Here is a 16,727-nt window from a genome sequence, read left to right as displayed (position 1 = left end):
CCTGTGACGAGCACAGGGATGAGGGTGAGGAGAGGTCTGCGCACCTATCGAAACGAAGCCGCTTCTTGCGCTGCCCTGAGGGCAAGAAAGCCTTTCCTAAAAAAACAAAAAAGGCGGTGCCAATGGCACCGCCTTGGACCGGTCTATCCGGTCAATGCCCGCGAGCTCAAGGGGAGGAGCGCTCGAGCGGGCTCTACTGCATTCCAATAGGCCGGTCCGGGAGGGAGGAGACGGACTGGCTTTCAGGCTTAGAACGCGTAGCTGAGGGCGCCCTTGTGGCGCGTGGCCCGCTGGCCGGCGCCGAGCAGCTTGAGGCTGTCCTCGTTCTGCGGGCGGCGGGCGCCGATCACGTGACGCACGGTCTGGCGTTCGCCAGCCTGCACCGGGCTGCTATATGCGAAGCGCGAGAGAGAGGCGGTCATTTCAAGAATTCCTTTGTTTATAGGTTCATCGCGAACCGTTCGATGACGCCTATATAGCTATTCTGAAATGCGGAGGCAGAGGGTTTCGCTCATGGGAGCCATGCGGCCAATGCATAAAGCGTGCCAAATTAACTTTTGGCGTCACAGTTCTGTCAAAATGTTGAGCGGTCCCAGAGGTTTCGACTCGTTTGGTCGCTTTTTCTCCCCATCGGTTGAAATTTCGCTAACATGGCCGGCATCCCATTAACCGGATTCGTTTCAATCATTCGGGTTTCCAGCATGTTCCAGTCTTTCGAGGTTACCTCCACGCCGCAATTCGGCAGGGATCGTGTATCGGCGCTGCGGGCCGGTTTCGATTCGCTCGGCATCGACGCCTTCCTCGTGCCGCGCGCCGACGAGTTCAACGGCGAATATGTTCCTGCAGGTTCCGAGCGTCTCGCGTGGCTGACGGGCTTTACCGGTTCCGCGGGCATTGCGCTCATCCTGCGCACGCAGGCGATCGTCTTCGTCGACGGGCGCTATGTGACGCAGCTTGCCGAACAGGTCGACGGTTCGGTCTTTTCGGGCGGCGATCTCGTCAACGAGCCGCCGCATGTCTGGCTTGCCGCAAACGGCAGCAACGGCCTGCGGCTCGGCATCGACCCCTGGCTGCATGCGGGTGCCGAGGTGCGCCGTCTGGAAAGAGCGCTTTCGCAGATCGGCGGCACACTGGTCTTCCTGCCGCACAATCCGCTCGACAGGCTTTGGAGCGACCGGCCGGCCGAGCCGCTCGGCGCGGTCAGCATCCAGAACGTTGCGCAGGCCGGCGTGCTGGCGAGAGAGAAGATCGCGACGATCGCCGCCGATCTTTCGAAGAAGAATCTTGCGGCGGTGTTGATCGCCGATCCCTCTTCTGTCGCCTGGACCTTCAATATCCGCGGCGCCGACGTGCCGCACACGCCGCATCCGCTGGCGCGCGCCATCATCCATGCTGACGGCCGGGCCGAGATCTTCCTCGACAAGCGCAAGACCGGCATCGAGCCGGAGGCCTATCTTGCGCAGATCTGCACGCAGCTGCCGCCCTCGGCGCTGGAGGAGAGGTTGGCTGCCGTTTCGAGAGATGGCGGCCGCGTGCTGATCGACCCTGATATCGCCTCCTATGCGCTGACGGAGATCATCCGCAAGGCCGGCGGCGAAGTGGTGGAGGGCGCCGATCCCGCCAAGTTGCCGCGCGCAGTGAAGAACGACGTCGAGATCAACGGCTCGGCCGCCGCTCATCTGCAGGACGGTGCGGCGATGGTGGAATTCCTCTATTGGCTGTCGCAGACGAAGCCCGGCACGGTGAGCGAGATCGCAGCTGCCGAGCATCTGGAAGCGGCACGCGCCCGCGTCGGCCAGAGCATGCAGAACCCGCTGAAGGACATTTCCTTCGACACGATTTCCGGCGCCGGCGAACATGCAGCGATCATGCATTACCGCGTGACGACCGAGACCAACCGGATGATCGAGGCCGGCGAACTCTTTCTGATCGATTCCGGCGCGCAATATATCAACGGCACGACCGACATCACCCGCACCGTCGGCATCGGCGCGGTATCGGAAGAGCATCGGCGCTTCTTCACGCTGGTGCTGAAGGGGATGATAGACATCAGCACCGCGCGTTTCCCCAAGGGCACGCGCGGCTGCGATCTCGATCCGCTGGCGCGCATCGCGCTGTGGCGGGCCGGCGCCGATTTCGCTCACGGCACAGGCCACGGCGTCGGCTCCTATCTTTCGGTGCATGAAGGGCCGCAGCGCATCTCCAGGCTTTCGACGCAGGAACTGCTGCCCGGCATGATCCTTTCGAACGAGCCGGGCTATTACCGGCCCGGCAGCTTCGGCATCCGCATCGAGAACCTGATCTATGTGCGCGGGGCCGAAGAGATCGAGGGCGGCGATGCGCCGATGCTCGGATTCGAGACGCTGACTTTCTGCCCGATCGACCGCAGCCTGGTCATTCCCGAGCTTCTGACCCATGACGAGCTGCACTGGTTCAACGACTATCATCGCCGCACATGCGAGGCGCTGATGCCGCTGATCCATGATCACGATGTCAGGGCGTGGCTCGAAAACGCGACGCTGCCGCTGGAATACTAAGATGTCTAGGCGCCGGCCCCGGGCCGGTGCTCAGAGCCCGCCGGCATGGCGCCAGATCATCACGACGATCCAGGCGGCGACCAGCATCCACGTATGGGTGAAGCGCAAGCCGACGAAGAGGGCGACGATCAGCGCCAGCTTCGATTCCCAGCCGCCGATAAAGAAGGCGGGTGCAACCAGCGTTGTCAGCACGGCGGCCGGCACGGCATTCAGCGCCGCTTCCATGCGCGGGGGAATGCTCTTCATTCGGGTGATGAGGATATAGCCGCCGATGCGGGTGGCGAAGGTGGCGAGTGCTGCGGCGAGGATGACGAGCGCCATGTGAAGATCGAATTCCATGGCTCAGACCTCGTGCACTTCGGATTGAAGGGCGTCGGCTTCGAGATCAGGCTCTTGCAGCGGCAAAGGCAGCACGGCGGCGAGCACGATGCCGGCGGCGGCGCCGAGGCTGACATGCCAGGGCGAGCCGACATAGCGGTAGGCGAGCACGGAAGCCACCGCGCTGACGAGCGCCACCGGCAGGAAATTGTCTCGCTTGCGGAAGCCGAGGACGATGCCGAGGAAATAAGCCGGCAGCAGGATGTCGAGGCCGATGGCCTTGGGATCGCCAATGAAGCCGCCGAGCATGCCGCCGGCGACGCTGATCAGCACCCAGGGAATGTAGATGATGATGGCGAAGCCGAAATACCAGGCGAAGGTGAGTTGCCGGCCGGACTCGCCGCGTTTTACCGCTTCGGCGAATTGCGGATCGACGAGCAGGAAAAAGGTGAAGAATTTCTGCACCGGCGTGAAATGGCCGATGTAGCGCGCCAGCGCCGCCGAATAGAGCACGTGGCGGAAATTGACGGCGAGGATCGACAGCACGATCAGCCAGGCGTGGACATTGTGACCGAAGAGTTCGATGCCGACCATCTGGCTGGCGCCGGCATAGACGGTGGCGCTCATGAAGGCGGTTTCGGAGAGCGACAAGCCGTTTTCGACCGCAAGCGCTCCGAAGAGAGCGCCAAAGGGCGCCGATGCCAGCGCAACGGCGGAGCCACCCCGCAAACCTTCAACAAAGTCGGCGCGATTCATACGATCTTGTCCTGTTGGAATTCAGGTTTCCCCTTATGGTCTATGGCTTGCAACGGCAATTGAATTTCCTTGATTGACCAATCGATTTTGCTGAACCATCAAAGTCCCGATCGCATTCGGCAAAGAGGCAATGATGAAGAAGATCGAATTTTCGAAGGAGGCGAAGGCGACGATCGTTGCCAGCATTCGCCGCTATTTCGAGGCTGAGCTTGACCAGCCGATCGGCGTGCTGCCGGCGGAGTTCCTGCTCGATTTCTTCGCGGACGAGATCGGCGCCCATTATTACAATCAGGGCCTTCGCGATGCGCATGCGGCGCTTCTGAGGAAGATGGAGGACCTAGCCGAGGACATCTATCTGCTGGAGCGAGACGACAAGAACAAGGGCACTGCTGCATAGGCTTACGGCGTTCCTTGCGCAATAAAAAGGGCGCGCGGCGCTGCAGCCCATAACGGGACGCGGTGGCATCGCGGCCCGTAATCGCAGAACGCAGAGGCATTCAGCCTTCGCGCTTCATCCGCTCCCGGCGGGCGATTTCGGCCTCCGAGGGCTGCGCCAGTTCGAACGTGCCTGTCTTGACTGCGCCGGCGAGCTCGTAGACGCTCATGATGACGCCTGTCGTCGACACCGTGTTGGCGGTGAGCTTCAGCGCCTCCGGCTTGGCGCCTTGACCGAACAGGCGCTTGCCCGGGCCAAGCACGAGCGGGAAAGTCAGAAGCCGGAACTCGTCGATCAGGTCATGCGCCAATAGGGTCTGCAACAGGCCGCTGCTGCCCTGTGTCAGGAGGGCGGGGCCATCCTGCTGCTTCAACCGGGCGATTTCGGCAGCTGCATCGCCGCGCAGGGCGACGGAATTTGCCCAGGTGAGCGGCTCTGTGGAAGTGGTCGCGACATATTTGGTCACGGCGTTGAAGACTTTGCCGATCGGATCGTCTTTCCCGACGAAGGGCCAGTGCGCGGCGAAGATTTCGTAGGTCTTGCGGCCTAGCAGCAGTTCGAAGGGATCGGTAAAGATCCCGCCCATGAACTCGCCCATTGGCTCGTCCCAATAGTTGACGGTCCAGCCGCCCTGAGTGAAGCCGCCGGTCGGATCCTCCCGCGGCCCGCCCGGCGCCTGCATGACGCCGTCCAAACTCATGAAGGCGGCAGCAACTAACTTTCTCATCTCTCAACTCCCATTGTTGGTGCGTTCAGAGCCAAGGACGGATTGACTTGCACCGATCCGACATTCGATGCGATTTTTCGGGCGTTATCCGAGCTGAACTAGCCGGCCAGGACCTTGGCGCTGTCGATGATCGCGATGCCATGAGCCCGCATTTCCTCGATGGCGGCGGCGACGCCTTCGGGTGTGATGCCGCGGCTTGCATCCTTGATGAAGCGCACGCGGACACCAGGCATCATCTCCAGCGCGTCGAGCGCAGAGAATTTGACGCAATAGTCGGTTGCCAGTCCGCAGACGTCTAGGTCGGTGACACCCTGGTCCTCGAGGAAATCTGAAAGGCCGGTCGAGGCGTCGCGGTCATTGTCGCGGAAGGCCGAATAGCTGTCGATATAGGGATTCTCGCCCTTCTGCTGGATCAGGTCGATCTCTTCGGATTTGAGCTCGGGATGCAGTTCGGCATCAAGCGTACCCTGAATGCAGTGGTCGGGCCACATCATCTGCGGTTTGCCCGACAGTTCCCCCATCTCGAAGGGGGCGGCGCCAGGATGGGCGGAGGCAAAGCTGCCGTGGCCAGGCGGATGCCAGTCCTGCGAGGCGACGATCAAATCGTATTTGCCGCTGTCGATCAGTCTGTTTGCGATGGGAACCACCTTGTCGCCGTCCGGCACCGGCAGATTGCCTCCCGGACAGAAGCCGTTCTGAATATCGACGAGCAGCAGCGCTTTCATCAAGGCCAATCCCTTCGCTTTATTGCAGTGTAAGACGCCAAGCACACTGAATGGATCAACTAGTGGATTTCCAGGCGCGGACGCGCAAGTGTTAATTCTGGCACTAGCGGTAGTAAGTCGTCGAAACAGAATGCTCTAATGCAATCATTGCGATAGCTGGCGGCGGTTCTCGTGTTGAAATGGAACGGAGGGAAGGGACGGCTCGTGCATGATTTCCGGATCGCAGACACGGCCCGCGACGGTGGCAATTACCGGCAAATCGATCTGCCTGCGTAGGACGCTTTCGTGCGGCATCATGGATCGAGGCTCCCCCGGCAGAGCCCGGATCTCGGCCAGCTAGACCGCCGCCACGTCGTCGGCTGCGGAATCACCTGCTGCGGCGGAAGCGCCGTAGGTATTGCGGTAGGCCTGAAGGGCCGTCTGCATATCGCTCAGCACCTTGGTGAGGAGCGGATCGCTATCACCTGAAGTCTTGATGCTGTTCGGATCGGCGGCGAGGAATTCGGACTCGGTCAACTTGCCGTCGCCATTCGTATCCATCGCTGCGAAGACGCCCTTGGAATCGTCGTCGCTCTGATCGCTGCCGTCGCCCTGATCGTCGCTGCTGTCAGTCTTCTGCATGGACAGCATCAGCGACAGGATATCGGCGGTGATCTTCTTGACGATATCGGTGCTGCTGTCGCTGTCGGTCGACGTCGTGCCCGATGTCGAGGACTGCGAGGCGGCGGCCAACTCGTCCGCCGAAATGACACCGTCGCCATTCTTGTCGAGGCTGGAAAGCGGAGACTGGTACTGGGTCACTGTACTGCCGAGAGATGAAACACTAGTCACTTGAACCTCCTTTGAAAAGTTCGTCGTGAAGCCTGCCTTTCATGGGCGGGCAGCCTTGGGCTAAGCTGATTTGCGCAAAGCGTCAAAGCGACGTTTTGACAGGGTAGAAGTGCGATTGACGGCGCGGGGCGACGCACGTTAACCTTTCGGTTACCAAAACTGTTTCATTGGAATTATTGGCTTTTTTTGGCGACCGGTGGATTCCGGCGAGCGGAAGCACATGCCTGCGATAGCAGGGGATCGCGCCGGCGCGGCTTGCGGAAGGGCGATGGGCGATATACCTGCTCTCCGCCGCTGCGGCATTTCGTCCGCCTTCCCGAAGCGCTATGCTAGGTCGATCTTGCTCCCTGCCGCGATTTCTGCCTTTCTTGCCTCAGCAGCAAGCCGGAACCGACGCCATGTCCGAGCCCGATCCAGACGAGAAAATTGATGCGACGTTCCGCAACGGGTCGCTGACGGCGGCCGGTATCATCCTCGGTTTCTCGCTCAATTTCATCAGTGTCTGGGTCTCCAACCCCAATGACTGGAGCCGCATCGATATTCCGCCGATGCTGTTCCTGACCGTGGGCATCGCCGTCCAGGTGAAAGTCTTTGCCGATCTGCTGGCGCGGGACTCCCTGTTTGCCACCAAATATGACCGATCTCGCCGGCTCTTCCTGATCGGATTGGGAATCGTCGCCACTGGAATCGGCATTGCCCTGATCAACGATATTCTCGGGCTCGGAAGGATGCGGATGCTCGGGTGAAGGTTTTCGCGCCGTGTTGATGCGAGGTCACACGCGCTCGACGAACCCGTCCAAGACCCGCTTCTGTCCGGCCCGGTCGAACTCGATCGTCAGCTTGTTGCCTTCGATGCCGGTGATGTTGCCGTTGCCGAATTTCAGGTGGAACACGCGGTCGCCGAGCGTGAACCTCGACGGTTCCGATGAGGTCGATTTCGCCACCAGCTCGCCTTCGATCGTGCGCCCCTTGGGGCCGCTTTCGCCGTAGCCGATACGTTCGACGGCGTGGCCGGAGCGGGTGCCCCAATTGTCGCGTGTGGCATCGGTCTTGTTGGCCTGGGCGCGTTTCCAGCCGGGAGTGGAATAGGAGTTGGCGAAGGGTTCGGCCTTGTCGAAGCGGGACTGGCCGTAGCCGCCGCGGCCGTACCCGCCGTAGCTCTGCTCCATTTCGGCGACCTCGACATGGGTGACTGGCAGTTCGTCGAGGAAACGCGAGGGCAGGGTCGATTGCCAGAGACCATGGATGCGGCGGTTGGAGACGAACCAGATGTGGCAGCGGTGCTTGGCGCGGGTGATGCCGACATAGGCGAGGCGGCGTTCCTCCTCCAAGCCGGCGCGGCCACTCTCATCCAGCGAGCGCTGGTGCGGGAAGAGGCCTTCCTCCCAGCCGGGCAGGAAGACGGTGTCGAATTCCAGGCCCTTGGCCGAATGCAGCGTCATGATCGACACGGCGTCGAGGTTCTCGTTGGTCTCGGCATCCATCACCAGCGAGACGTGTTCGAGGAAGCCGCGCATCGACTCGAAGCTTTCCATCGAGCGGATCAGTTCCTTGAGGTTTTCAAGGCGGCCGGGGGCTTCGGCGCTCTTGTCGTTCTTCCACATGTCGGTATAGCCGGACTCTTCGAGGATCTGCTCGGCAAGTTCGGTATGCGGCGTGTTTTCAAGCAGTTCCTGCCATCGGCGGAAAGATTGAATCACGTCGAAGAGCGCCTTTCGCGCCTTCGGCTTCAGCTCGTCCGTCTCGATGATGTCGGCCGCCGCCGCAAGCATTGGTATATCGCGGGCGCGGGCATAGTCGTGCAGCGCACGTACCGTCGTGTCGCCGAGGCCGCGCTTCGGCGTGTTGATGATGCGTTCGAAGGCGAGGTCGTCGGAGGCTTGAGCGACCAGGCGAAAATAGGCCATGGCATCGCGGATTTCCAGGCGCTCGTAGAAGCGCGGGCCGCCGATGACACGGTAATTGAGGCCGAGGGTGACGAAGCGGTCTTCGAATTCGCGCATCTGGAAGGAAGCGCGCACGAGGATCGCCATGTCGTTCAGCAGATGCTTGCCGCGCTGGAGCTGCTCGATCTCCTCGCCGATGGCGCGGGCTTCCTCCTCCGAATCCCAGGAGGCGTGGACCTGCACCTTGGCGTCGTCGGGATCGGAGCGGTCGGTGAACAGCGTCTTGCCGAGGCGGCCCTCATTATGGGCGATCAGATGGGCAGCGGCGCCGAGAATATGTTCGGTCGAACGGTAGTTGCGCTCAAGCTTGATGACCTTGGCGCCGGGGAAATCCTTTTCGAAGCGCAGGATATTGTCGACCTCCGCGCCGCGCCAGCCATAGATCGACTGATCGTCGTCGCCGACGCAGCAGACGTTCTGCGGTTCGCCCTTGGGGCGTTGGGCGAGAAGCCTGAGCCACATGTACTGGGCGGTGTTGGTATCCTGATACTCGTCGACGAGGATATAGCGGAAGCGGCCGTGATATTCCTTCAAGAGATCCGGGTTCTTGCGGAAGATCGCGATCGGATGCATCAGCAGGTCGCCGAAGTCGCAGGCGTTCAGCGTCGTCAGGCGCGCCTGATAGGCAAAATAGAGATCGCGGCCGCGGCCATTGGCAAAGGCGCGGGCGTCGCCCTCGGGGATATCGGCGGGGCCGAGACCCTTGTTCTTCCAGGTGTCGATCATGCCGGCGAACTGCTTGGCCGGCCAGCGCTTGTCGTCGAGGCCTTCGGCCTGGATCAACTGCTTGATCAGGCGGACGACGTCGTCGGTATCGAGAATGGTGAAATCGGAGCGCAGGCCGACGAGCTCGCCGTGGCGGCGTAGAAGTTTGACGCCGATCGAATGGAAAGTGCCGAGCCAGGGCATGCCTTCGACGGCGCCACCGACGAGCAGCGCGATGCGCTCCTTCATCTCGCGGGCCGCCTTGTTGGTGAAGGTGACGGCGAGGATCTGCGAGGGGAAGGCACGGCCGGTGTTGAGGATATGGGCAATGCGGGTCGTCAGTACACGCGTCTTGCCGGTGCCGGCGCCGGCGAGCACGAGGACGGGGCCCTCCAACGTTTCAACGGCTTCGGTCTGTTCGGGGTTCAGCCCGGCGAGGTAATCCCGCTTGCCGCCGTCACGAGCCGCCATGGCGCGCGCCGCGATGCCGCCACCGGCGACGGGCGCCCTTTCGGCGGGTGCGGCAGGCGGCTGCGGCTTGCGCGCCATCTCGCCCGGCTCTTCGTCGAAGAAGGGCATATCGTCGAAACTATTGCTCATGGCGCGTAATGTAGTGATTCGGGAGGGAAAGACCAGAAAAGATGTTCTGCTTTCATTCCCGAGCCGCCGCTATCCCGGGCGGTAGGTTGCGGGCAGCAATGCCGCCGCAGAGCGCGGCTATGGTCGTCACGCGGGCGAGCGGGGCTAAAATTTCGGAACGCGGCCTGTCGGAACCGGCGCCGGTGGGGCGTCCTTGGGTCATCGGACAGCAGTCCGGATCAACACCGTCAACAAGGAGCCGTTTCATGCCGAAGGTCGTTTCAAATCTCTGGTTCGCCGAGGAAGCACGCGAAGCCGTCGAATTCTATGTGTCTGTTATCCCGGACTCCAGGATTGGCCGCACCACCATTTTGCCGGCGGAAACGCCGAGCGGGCCTCCCGGCAGTGTCGAACTGATCGAGTTCACGCTCGCCGACCAGGCCTTCCTGGCGATGAAGGCCGGCCCGCTCGATAGCTTCAACCATTCCTTCTCGATCGCGATTCTCGTGGAAAGCCAGGCCGAGCTCGATCGGATATGGGAGGCATTCCTCGCCAATGGCGGCACGCCGGAGGCCTGCGGCTGGCTGAAGGACCGCTGGGGTCTCTCCTGGCAGATCGTGCCGCGCATGCTGTCCGAAATGATCGCCGACAGGAACCGCGAGCGGGCCAGGCGCGTAACCGAAGTGATGCTTGGCATGGTCAAGATCGATGTCGCCGCGCTGGAGAAGGCATTCAACGGCTGAGTCGCGCCGGTAGCGCATGATCACGATGACGGGCGCATAGTCGCGATGCGTCCGTTTCCATCATGTCTGGAGCGGATCGGCACACGCTGTCCTGCATCGACTTTGCGCAGATTGGCTGCCAATCGTCGATTTCTCCAGTGCTCGAATCACGGGCGACATTGCACACCTTTTTCATCTTTCTGTCACGTCGCGAAATGTGCTGATACCGCGATGGCCCCCTTCTCAACTACAATAAGGAACAGTTTCGCAGAGTAAAAAAATAACCGGTGCATGCACGTTTTTGTGCATTGCCAGAAACAGCCGGTGAGCGTGGAATATACCTGCGAAACTATTGATTCTTAGGAATGTCGTGTCCATCTCCTTGGTATGACGACCTAGAGCCTGTGGCATTAACCTTGAATGGAGGGCCCATGCTGAGTGAATCCGTATTTGATGCGTTCACCCGCACCTATGATGCGCGTCGCGAAACCGATATGTCGATCGCGGAGTATCTCGACCTTTGCAAAAAGGAACCGCTTGCCTATGCCAATGCGACCGAGCGCCTGCTCGCCGCGATAGGCGAACCGCAGATGGTCGACACCGCCAGGGACACGCGCCTCGGTCGGATATTCATGAACCGGACCATCCGGATCTATCCGGCCTTTGTCGGCTTCCACGGCATGGAAGAGACAATCGAACGCATCGTTTCCTTCTTCCGGCACGCGGCGCAGGGGCTCGAGGAGCGCAAGCAGATCCTCTATCTGCTCGGCCCGGTCGGCGGCGGCAAGTCATCGCTGGCGGAGCGGCTGAAGCTACTGATGGAGCTTCATCCGATCTACGTGCTGAAGGCGGGTGACGAGATCAGCCCCGTTTTCGAAAGTCCGCTCAACCTGTTCGACCCGGACACGATGGGATCGCTCCTGCAGGAGCAATACGGCATTCCCCTGCGACGCCTGAGCGGATTGATGAGCCCGTGGTGCCTGAAGCGGCTCGATGATTTCGGGGGCGATATTTCCCGCTTCCGCGTCGTCAGGGTACAGCCTTCGCGGTTGCGCCAGATCGCCATCGCCAAGACCGAGCCTGGAGACGAGAACAATCAGGATATCTCGTCGCTGGTCGGCAAGGTCGATATTCGCAAGCTGGAGACCTATTCCCAGAACGATCCCGATGCCTACAGCTATTCGGGCGGCCTCAACCGCGCCAATCAGGGCGTGCTCGAGTTCGTCGAGATGTTCAAGGCGCCGATCAAGATGCTGCATCCGCTGCTGACGGCGACGCAGGAGGGGAACTATATCGGCTCCGAGAATATTGGCGCCATACCCTTCTCCGGTATCGTCCTTGCGCATTCGAACGAAGCGGAATGGCAAACCTTCAAGGCCAACAAGAACAACGAGGCCTTCATCGACCGTATTTGCGTGATCAAGGTGCCCTATTGCCTGCGCGTCACGGAGGAACAGAAGATCTACGAAAAGCTGATCGAGGGATCGGAACTGGCCGATGCGCCATGCGCCCCCGCGACGCTCGAAATGCTGGCCCGCTTCTCCGTGCTTTCGCGTCTGCGCAAACATGAGAATTCGACGTACTTCTCGAAGATGCGTACCTATGACGGCGAGAGCCTGAAGGAGACGGATCCGCGCGCCCGCAGTGTCCAGGAATATCGGGATGCCGCCGGCATCGACGAAGGCATGGACGGCATATCGACCCGCTTCGCCTTCAAGGTGCTCGCCTCCACCTTCAATCACGACACCACGGATATCGGCGCCGATCCGGTTCATCTGATGTATGTGCTGGAGCAGTCGATCCGTCGAGAGCAGTTTTCCGACGATGTCGAGAAGCGATATCTGGAGTTCATCAAGGCCGATCTTGCACCACGTTACGCAGAGTTCATTGGCAATGAGATTCAGAAGGCCTATCTTGAGTCCTATGCGGATTACGGACAGAATCTGTTCGACCGCTACGTGGATTATGCCGATGCCTGGATCGAAGACGTGGACTTCAAGGATCCCGATACCGGCCAGCTTCTCGATCGCGAGCTCCTCAACCAGGAACTGACGAAAATCGAAAAGCCGGCGGGAATCGCCAATCCGAAGGATTTCCGCAACGAAATCGTCAAGTTCTGCTTGAGATCGCGGGCAGCCAACGGCGGAAAGAATCCGTCATGGACGAGCTACGAGAAGATCCGGGAAGTCATCGAGAAGCGAATGTTCTCGCAGGTCGAGGATCTTTTGCCGGTCATTTCCTTTGGTTCGAAGAAGGATTCGGAAACAGAAAAGAAACACAGCGAGTTTGTCTCGCGCATGGCTGCGCGGGGCTACACGGAGAGGCAGGTTCGGCGCCTCGTCGAATGGTACATGCGCGTCAAACAGGCAAGTTAATGTGGAGCCAATATGCACATTGTCGACCGTCGGCTAAATCCGCGCGGTAAAAGTCTGGAAAATCGGCAACGGTTTCTTCGGCGCATGAAAGGCGCCGTGCAGCAGGCGGTAAAACGTTCTCTGCAAAACCGGAACATTCGCGATGTGCTCGACGGCGGGGAAATCAGCCTGCCGATCGATGGAATGGCCGAACCGAGCTTGCGAAGGGGCGACGGCGGCATCCGCGATCACATCCTGCCGGGAAACAGGGCCTTCGTCGAAGGCGACATTCTTCCGCGTCCGCCGGGGAGCCGGGGCGGAAAACCCAAGAATGCGGGCGAAGGCGACGGCGAAGACGGCTTCCGTTTTGTGCTGACGCGCGAGGAATTCCTCGATGTGTTCCTGGACGATCTGGAACTGCCCGACCTTGCCAAGCGGCGTCTGGCCGAAACTGAGGAGGAAACTCCCTTCCGTGCCGGCTATTCCGTGTCGGGATCGCCATCCAACATCGCCGTCGGTCGTACGACGAGGCTCGCGATGATGCGCCGTGTCGCGCTTGGCCGCCCGCGTCGCGAAGAGATCGAGGCCCTGCAGCGCCAGATCGAGGAATGCGAGGACGACGAGGCCCGTCTGGCGCTTGAGGCAAAACTCAAATCCCTGACGGAAAAAAGCCGGCGCATTCCCTATATCGATCCGCTTGACGTGCGGTATCGCCGCTTCGAAAACGAGCCGAAGCCTGTGGCGAAGGCGGTGATGTTCTGCTTGATGGACGTCTCCGGTTCCATGTCGGAACACATGAAGGACCTGGCGAAGCGGTTCTACCTGCTGCTCTACCTCTTCCTGTCGAAGCGCTACAAGAAAGTGGAGATCGTCTTCATCCGCCATACCGACAAAGCCGAGGAAGTCGACGAGGAAACCTTCTTCTATGGTCCGGCGACGGGCGGCACGCTGGTCTCCAGCGCCCTTGCGGCAATGCGGGCGATCATCGCGGCGCGTTTCGATCCGGCAGAATGGAATATCTATGGTGCTCAGGCTTCGGACGGCGACAACGCCCATTCCGACGGAAACCTGAGCGGGCAACTGCTGCGCGAGATTTTGCCGCTGTGCCAGTATTTCGCCTATATCGAGGTCGGCGAGGAAGGCGGCGACTCCTCAATATCCCGCTCACCACTTTGGATGCTTTATGACGGGATCCGTTCCGAGCTTCAGCCGCTTTCGATGCGCAAGGTCTGCCGGCGAAACGAAATTTTCCCTGTTTTCCATGATCTCTTCCAGAAACGTGACGCACAGTCGAAGGTGACGCCATGACCACGACGATGAGACCAAGAGAGCGGCTTTTGTTCGAGGGTGCCGACTGGGACTTTTCAACACTCCAGCGCATCCACGACGCCTGCGAGGACATTGCACTTAACGAACTCGGCCTCGACGTCTACCCGAACCAGATCGAAGTCATCACCTCGGAGCAGATGCTGGATGCCTATTCCTCGACCGGCATGCCTCTGTTTTACCGTCATTGGTCTTTCGGCAAACACTTCGCGCATCACGAAACCTTCTACCGCCGCGGGATGCGCGACCTTGCCTATGAGATCGTCATCAACAGCTCTCCGTGTATCTCCTACCTGATGGAAGAGAACACGGCGACGATGCAGACGCTCGTCACCGCGCATGCGGCCTTCGGCCACAACCACTTCTTCAAGAACAACTACCTCTTCAAGCTCTGGACCGATGCGGAGGGCATCCTCGATTACCTCGATTTCGCCAAGGGGTATATCACCCGCTGTGAGGAGCGTTACGGCGAGACGGCCGTCGAGCGCACACTCGACGCAGCCCATGCGTTGATGTCGCACGGGGTACATCGATACGCGGGCAAGACCACGATCGATCTTCGCCAGGAGGAGAAGCGGCAGCAGGAGCGCCGCGCCCACGAGGAGCAGATGTTCAACGACCTATGGCGCACGGTTCCGGTCGGCAAGGCCCGCAAGGCGGGTGACATCGGCCTGGAAAAGCGCCGCGCCGCCCTCGGTCTTCCGCAGGACAACATCCTTTACTTTCTTGAAAAATCGGCGCCGCGGCTGCAGCCGTGGCAGCGCGAGATCCTTCGCATCGTCCGCCACGTCGCGCAATATTTCCATCCCCAGCGGCAGACCAAGGTAATGAACGAGGGAACCGCCACTTTCGTCCACTACCAGATCATGAACCGGCTTCACGAGCGGGGGCAGATCAGCGACGGAAACTTCCTCGAATTCCTGAAGTCGCACGCTAACGTCGTGTTTCAGCCGAGCTACGACGATCGGCGGTTCTCGGGTTTCAACCCCTATGCGCTTGGTTTTGCGATGATGCAGGATATCGAGAGGATCGTCACGACGCCGACGGAAGAGGACCGCACATGGTTTTCCGATATCGCTGGACGAGGCGATGCGATGGCGGTCTTGCGCGATATCTGGGCCAATTACCGGGACGAGAGCTTCATCAGCCAGTTCCTGAGCCCGAACCTTATCCGGCAGCTGCGGCTGTTCCATCTCTACGACGATCCTGAACAGACCGAGGGGGTGCTGGTTTCGGCGATCCATAATGAGCGTGGATACTTGCGCATCCGCCGCCAGCTCTCCCGCGAATATGATATCGGCTGGACCGATCCCGCAATCGATATCGTCGATGTCGATCTCGCCGGCGACCGCCGGCTGTTGCTGCAACACATCATGATGAATGGCTGCTATCTTCAGGAAAATGACACGAAGCTCGTCCTGCAGCATCTCGCCGATCTCTGGGGCTATGACGTATTGCTTCAGGAAATCGACAGTTCCAGCACGGTGGCGAGAGAACACACGGCGAGCCCGCGCAAGATCGTTCAATAATCACCTGTTGTGCTGACGGGCGATAACGTGAACAATTATCGGTGGCAACAAACACAAAGCCTTAGTAGTTTACCGCTGTTGCAATCGCCCACTTGATCTCGACCAGTTTCAGCCTTTGCAGCGATCTTTCCCGGGGGCGGATAGCGCGGAGACGAGAGACCATGAGTGAAACGCGGCGCAAGCTGACGACGATCTTTTGTGCTGACGTGCAGGACTATACTCGGCTGATGGGCGCTGACGAGGAGGGCACGCTTGCGAGCCTGAAGCGCTGCCGAGAGGCGATGGGGCGCCTCATCGAAAGCCATGGCGGCCGCGTTATCAATACCTGGGGCGATGGGCTGATCGCCGATTTCCCGAGCGTGGTCGAAGCGGTGCGCGCGGCAGTCGACACCCAGAACGAACTCGCGGGCTTCAACGCCCGCCGTCCGGCCGACGGGCGCATGCTCTTTCGTATCGGCATCAATCTGGGCGACGTGATCGTCGAAGGCGACGACATCTATGGTGACGGCGTCAATATTGCGGCGCGGCTGCAGGCTTCGGCTGCGGCCGGCGGCATCGTCATATCAAGCACCGTCTACGATCAGGTCCGCAACAAGGTAGCGGTCGGCTTCGAGTTTCTCGGACCATTGATGGTGAAGAATGTCGATGAAGGCGTGCCGAGCTACGCGGTGAAGATCGGCGATGCCAGGGACGCGACGCCGCCTGTCGAACGATCCGGCCCCGCGCCTCCGCAGCTTCAGCCTCAGCCGGCAGCGGTTATGGCGGCGGCAATCTCCGAGGCAAGGCCGGCACCGCGCGGACGCAGGCTGTACGGCGTGCTCGCCGTCATCGCTGCCGTTCTGATCGGCATCAATCTGCTGTCATGGCAGGGCGTTTTCTGGGCGCGCTTTCCCGTGCTCGCGCTCGCCGTGCTTGCGGCGCTCGCATGGAACCGCGACCAGACACTGTTCAACCGCAAGATCACCTCGCTGGCGATCGTGGCGCTCGGCATTGCCGGCATCAACCTCTTCACCTGGACGGGGCAGTTCTGGGCGATGTGGCCGATGCTGGGGATTGCGGCCGCGATGGGCCTCCGGTGGTCGATGCGCCGATAGACATCCAACCCGCATCGTCAAAGATTTTGTGCGATATCTTGCCCGAAATCGGCGGTTCAAAGACATGAGCGAGTGTTCGTTCAAGCAAAAGTGAGCGGTCGGGTTATTTCCATTCTTTGCTGATATTACAAATCGGTAATGC

Annotated in this window: 15 protein-coding genes; 8 read left to right on the top strand and 7 right to left on the bottom strand. The window is 60.5% G+C overall.

The features are described 5' to 3' along the window. Positions 1-248: 248 nt before the first annotated feature. The gene (locus ELH03_RS37420) at positions 249-422 is read right to left on the bottom strand and encodes a hypothetical protein (RefSeq protein ID WP_012758267.1); all 174 of its coding nucleotides are present in this window, start codon (positions 420-422) and stop codon (positions 249-251) included. A gap of 279 nt (positions 423-701) precedes the next feature. Between ELH03_RS37420 and ELH03_RS14135 the strand changes: the two genes are divergently transcribed. Further along, positions 702-2,537, top strand: a complete 1,836-nt coding sequence (locus tag ELH03_RS14135; RefSeq protein ID WP_128411006.1) for an aminopeptidase P family protein — start codon at positions 702-704, stop codon at positions 2,535-2,537. Between the two features lie 30 nt (positions 2,538-2,567). Here the strand turns inward: ELH03_RS14135 and ELH03_RS14130 are convergent, their stop codons facing one another. Together ELH03_RS14130 and ELH03_RS14125 are read right to left on the bottom strand one after the other, a co-directional pair. Continuing rightward, positions 2,568-2,876: an AzlD family protein gene (locus tag ELH03_RS14130; protein ID WP_128400053.1), complete on the bottom strand. Its 309-nt coding sequence runs from the start codon at positions 2,874-2,876 to the stop codon at positions 2,568-2,570. Between the two features lie 3 nt (positions 2,877-2,879). Further along, positions 2,880-3,611 (bottom strand): AzlC family ABC transporter permease, encoded by a 732-nt coding sequence (locus ELH03_RS14125; protein WP_105006755.1) that lies wholly within the window; start codon positions 3,609-3,611, stop codon positions 2,880-2,882. A gap of 133 nt (positions 3,612-3,744) precedes the next feature. Between ELH03_RS14125 and ELH03_RS14120 the strand changes: the two genes are divergently transcribed. Next, positions 3,745-4,008, top strand: coding sequence for a DUF2164 domain-containing protein (locus ELH03_RS14120; protein WP_105008197.1), 264 nt, complete (start codon positions 3,745-3,747; stop codon positions 4,006-4,008). Positions 4,009-4,108: 100 nt separating this feature from the next. Here ELH03_RS14120 and ELH03_RS14115 read toward each other — a convergent pair whose 3' ends face one another. The 3 genes from ELH03_RS14115 to ELH03_RS14105 all read right to left on the bottom strand — a co-directional run bounded on the left by ELH03_RS14115 (position 4,109) and on the right by ELH03_RS14105 (position 6,330). Continuing rightward, positions 4,109-4,774, bottom strand: coding sequence for a dihydrofolate reductase family protein (locus ELH03_RS14115; protein ID WP_128411005.1), 666 nt, complete (start codon positions 4,772-4,774; stop codon positions 4,109-4,111). A gap of 98 nt (positions 4,775-4,872) precedes the next feature. After that, positions 4,873-5,499 carry a bifunctional nicotinamidase/pyrazinamidase gene (gene pncA / locus ELH03_RS14110; protein ID WP_128400050.1) on the bottom strand — a complete coding sequence of 209 codons (627 nt, stop codon included), beginning with the start codon at positions 5,497-5,499 and terminating at the stop codon, positions 4,873-4,875. Positions 5,500-5,835: 336 nt separating this feature from the next. After that, complete coding sequence (locus ELH03_RS14105) at positions 5,836-6,330, bottom strand: EF-hand domain-containing protein (protein WP_128400049.1); 495 nt, start codon at positions 6,328-6,330, stop codon at positions 5,836-5,838. A 398-nt stretch (positions 6,331-6,728) separates the two neighbouring features. Here ELH03_RS14105 and ELH03_RS14100 point away from each other — a divergent pair, with 398 nt between their 5' ends. Beyond that, positions 6,729-7,076 carry a hypothetical protein gene (locus tag ELH03_RS14100; RefSeq protein WP_128400048.1) on the top strand — a complete coding sequence of 116 codons (348 nt, stop codon included), beginning with the start codon at positions 6,729-6,731 and terminating at the stop codon, positions 7,074-7,076. Between the two features lie 27 nt (positions 7,077-7,103). Here ELH03_RS14100 and ELH03_RS14095 read toward each other — a convergent pair whose 3' ends face one another. Continuing rightward, positions 7,104-9,581, bottom strand: coding sequence for an ATP-dependent helicase (locus ELH03_RS14095; RefSeq protein WP_130766430.1), 2,478 nt, complete (start codon positions 9,579-9,581; stop codon positions 7,104-7,106). A 245-nt stretch (positions 9,582-9,826) separates the two neighbouring features. Here ELH03_RS14095 and ELH03_RS14090 point away from each other — a divergent pair, with 245 nt between their 5' ends. The 5 genes from ELH03_RS14090 to ELH03_RS14070 all read left to right on the top strand — a co-directional run bounded on the left by ELH03_RS14090 (position 9,827) and on the right by ELH03_RS14070 (position 16,585). Continuing rightward, a complete protein-coding gene (locus tag ELH03_RS14090; protein WP_128411003.1) occupies positions 9,827-10,303 on the top strand; it encodes a VOC family protein in 477 nt (158 codons plus the stop codon). A gap of 410 nt (positions 10,304-10,713) precedes the next feature. After that, positions 10,714-12,657 (top strand): PrkA family serine protein kinase, encoded by a 1,944-nt coding sequence (locus ELH03_RS14085; protein WP_018242831.1) that lies wholly within the window; start codon positions 10,714-10,716, stop codon positions 12,655-12,657. Positions 12,658-12,669: 12 nt separating this feature from the next. Continuing rightward, a complete protein-coding gene (locus ELH03_RS14080) occupies positions 12,670-13,944 on the top strand; it encodes a YeaH/YhbH family protein (RefSeq protein ID WP_128400045.1) in 1,275 nt (424 codons plus the stop codon). Further along, the gene (locus ELH03_RS14075) at positions 13,941-15,491 is read left to right on the top strand and encodes a SpoVR family protein (protein ID WP_128400044.1); all 1,551 of its coding nucleotides are present in this window, start codon (positions 13,941-13,943) and stop codon (positions 15,489-15,491) included. The genes ELH03_RS14080 and ELH03_RS14075 overlap by 4 nt, the downstream gene beginning before the upstream one ends. 161 nt (positions 15,492-15,652) lie before the next feature. Further along, on the top strand, positions 15,653-16,585 hold the full coding sequence (locus tag ELH03_RS14070; RefSeq protein ID WP_128400043.1) for an adenylate/guanylate cyclase domain-containing protein: 933 nt from the start codon (positions 15,653-15,655) through the stop codon (positions 16,583-16,585). Positions 16,586-16,727 lie beyond the last annotated feature (142 nt).

The sequence above is a fragment of the Rhizobium beringeri genome (assembly GCF_004306515.1).
Lineage (GTDB): Bacteria > Pseudomonadota > Alphaproteobacteria > Rhizobiales > Rhizobiaceae > Rhizobium > Rhizobium beringeri.
The sequence above is the reverse complement of the archived record's forward strand: the minus strand, read 5'-3'. Positions and strand labels throughout refer to the sequence as shown.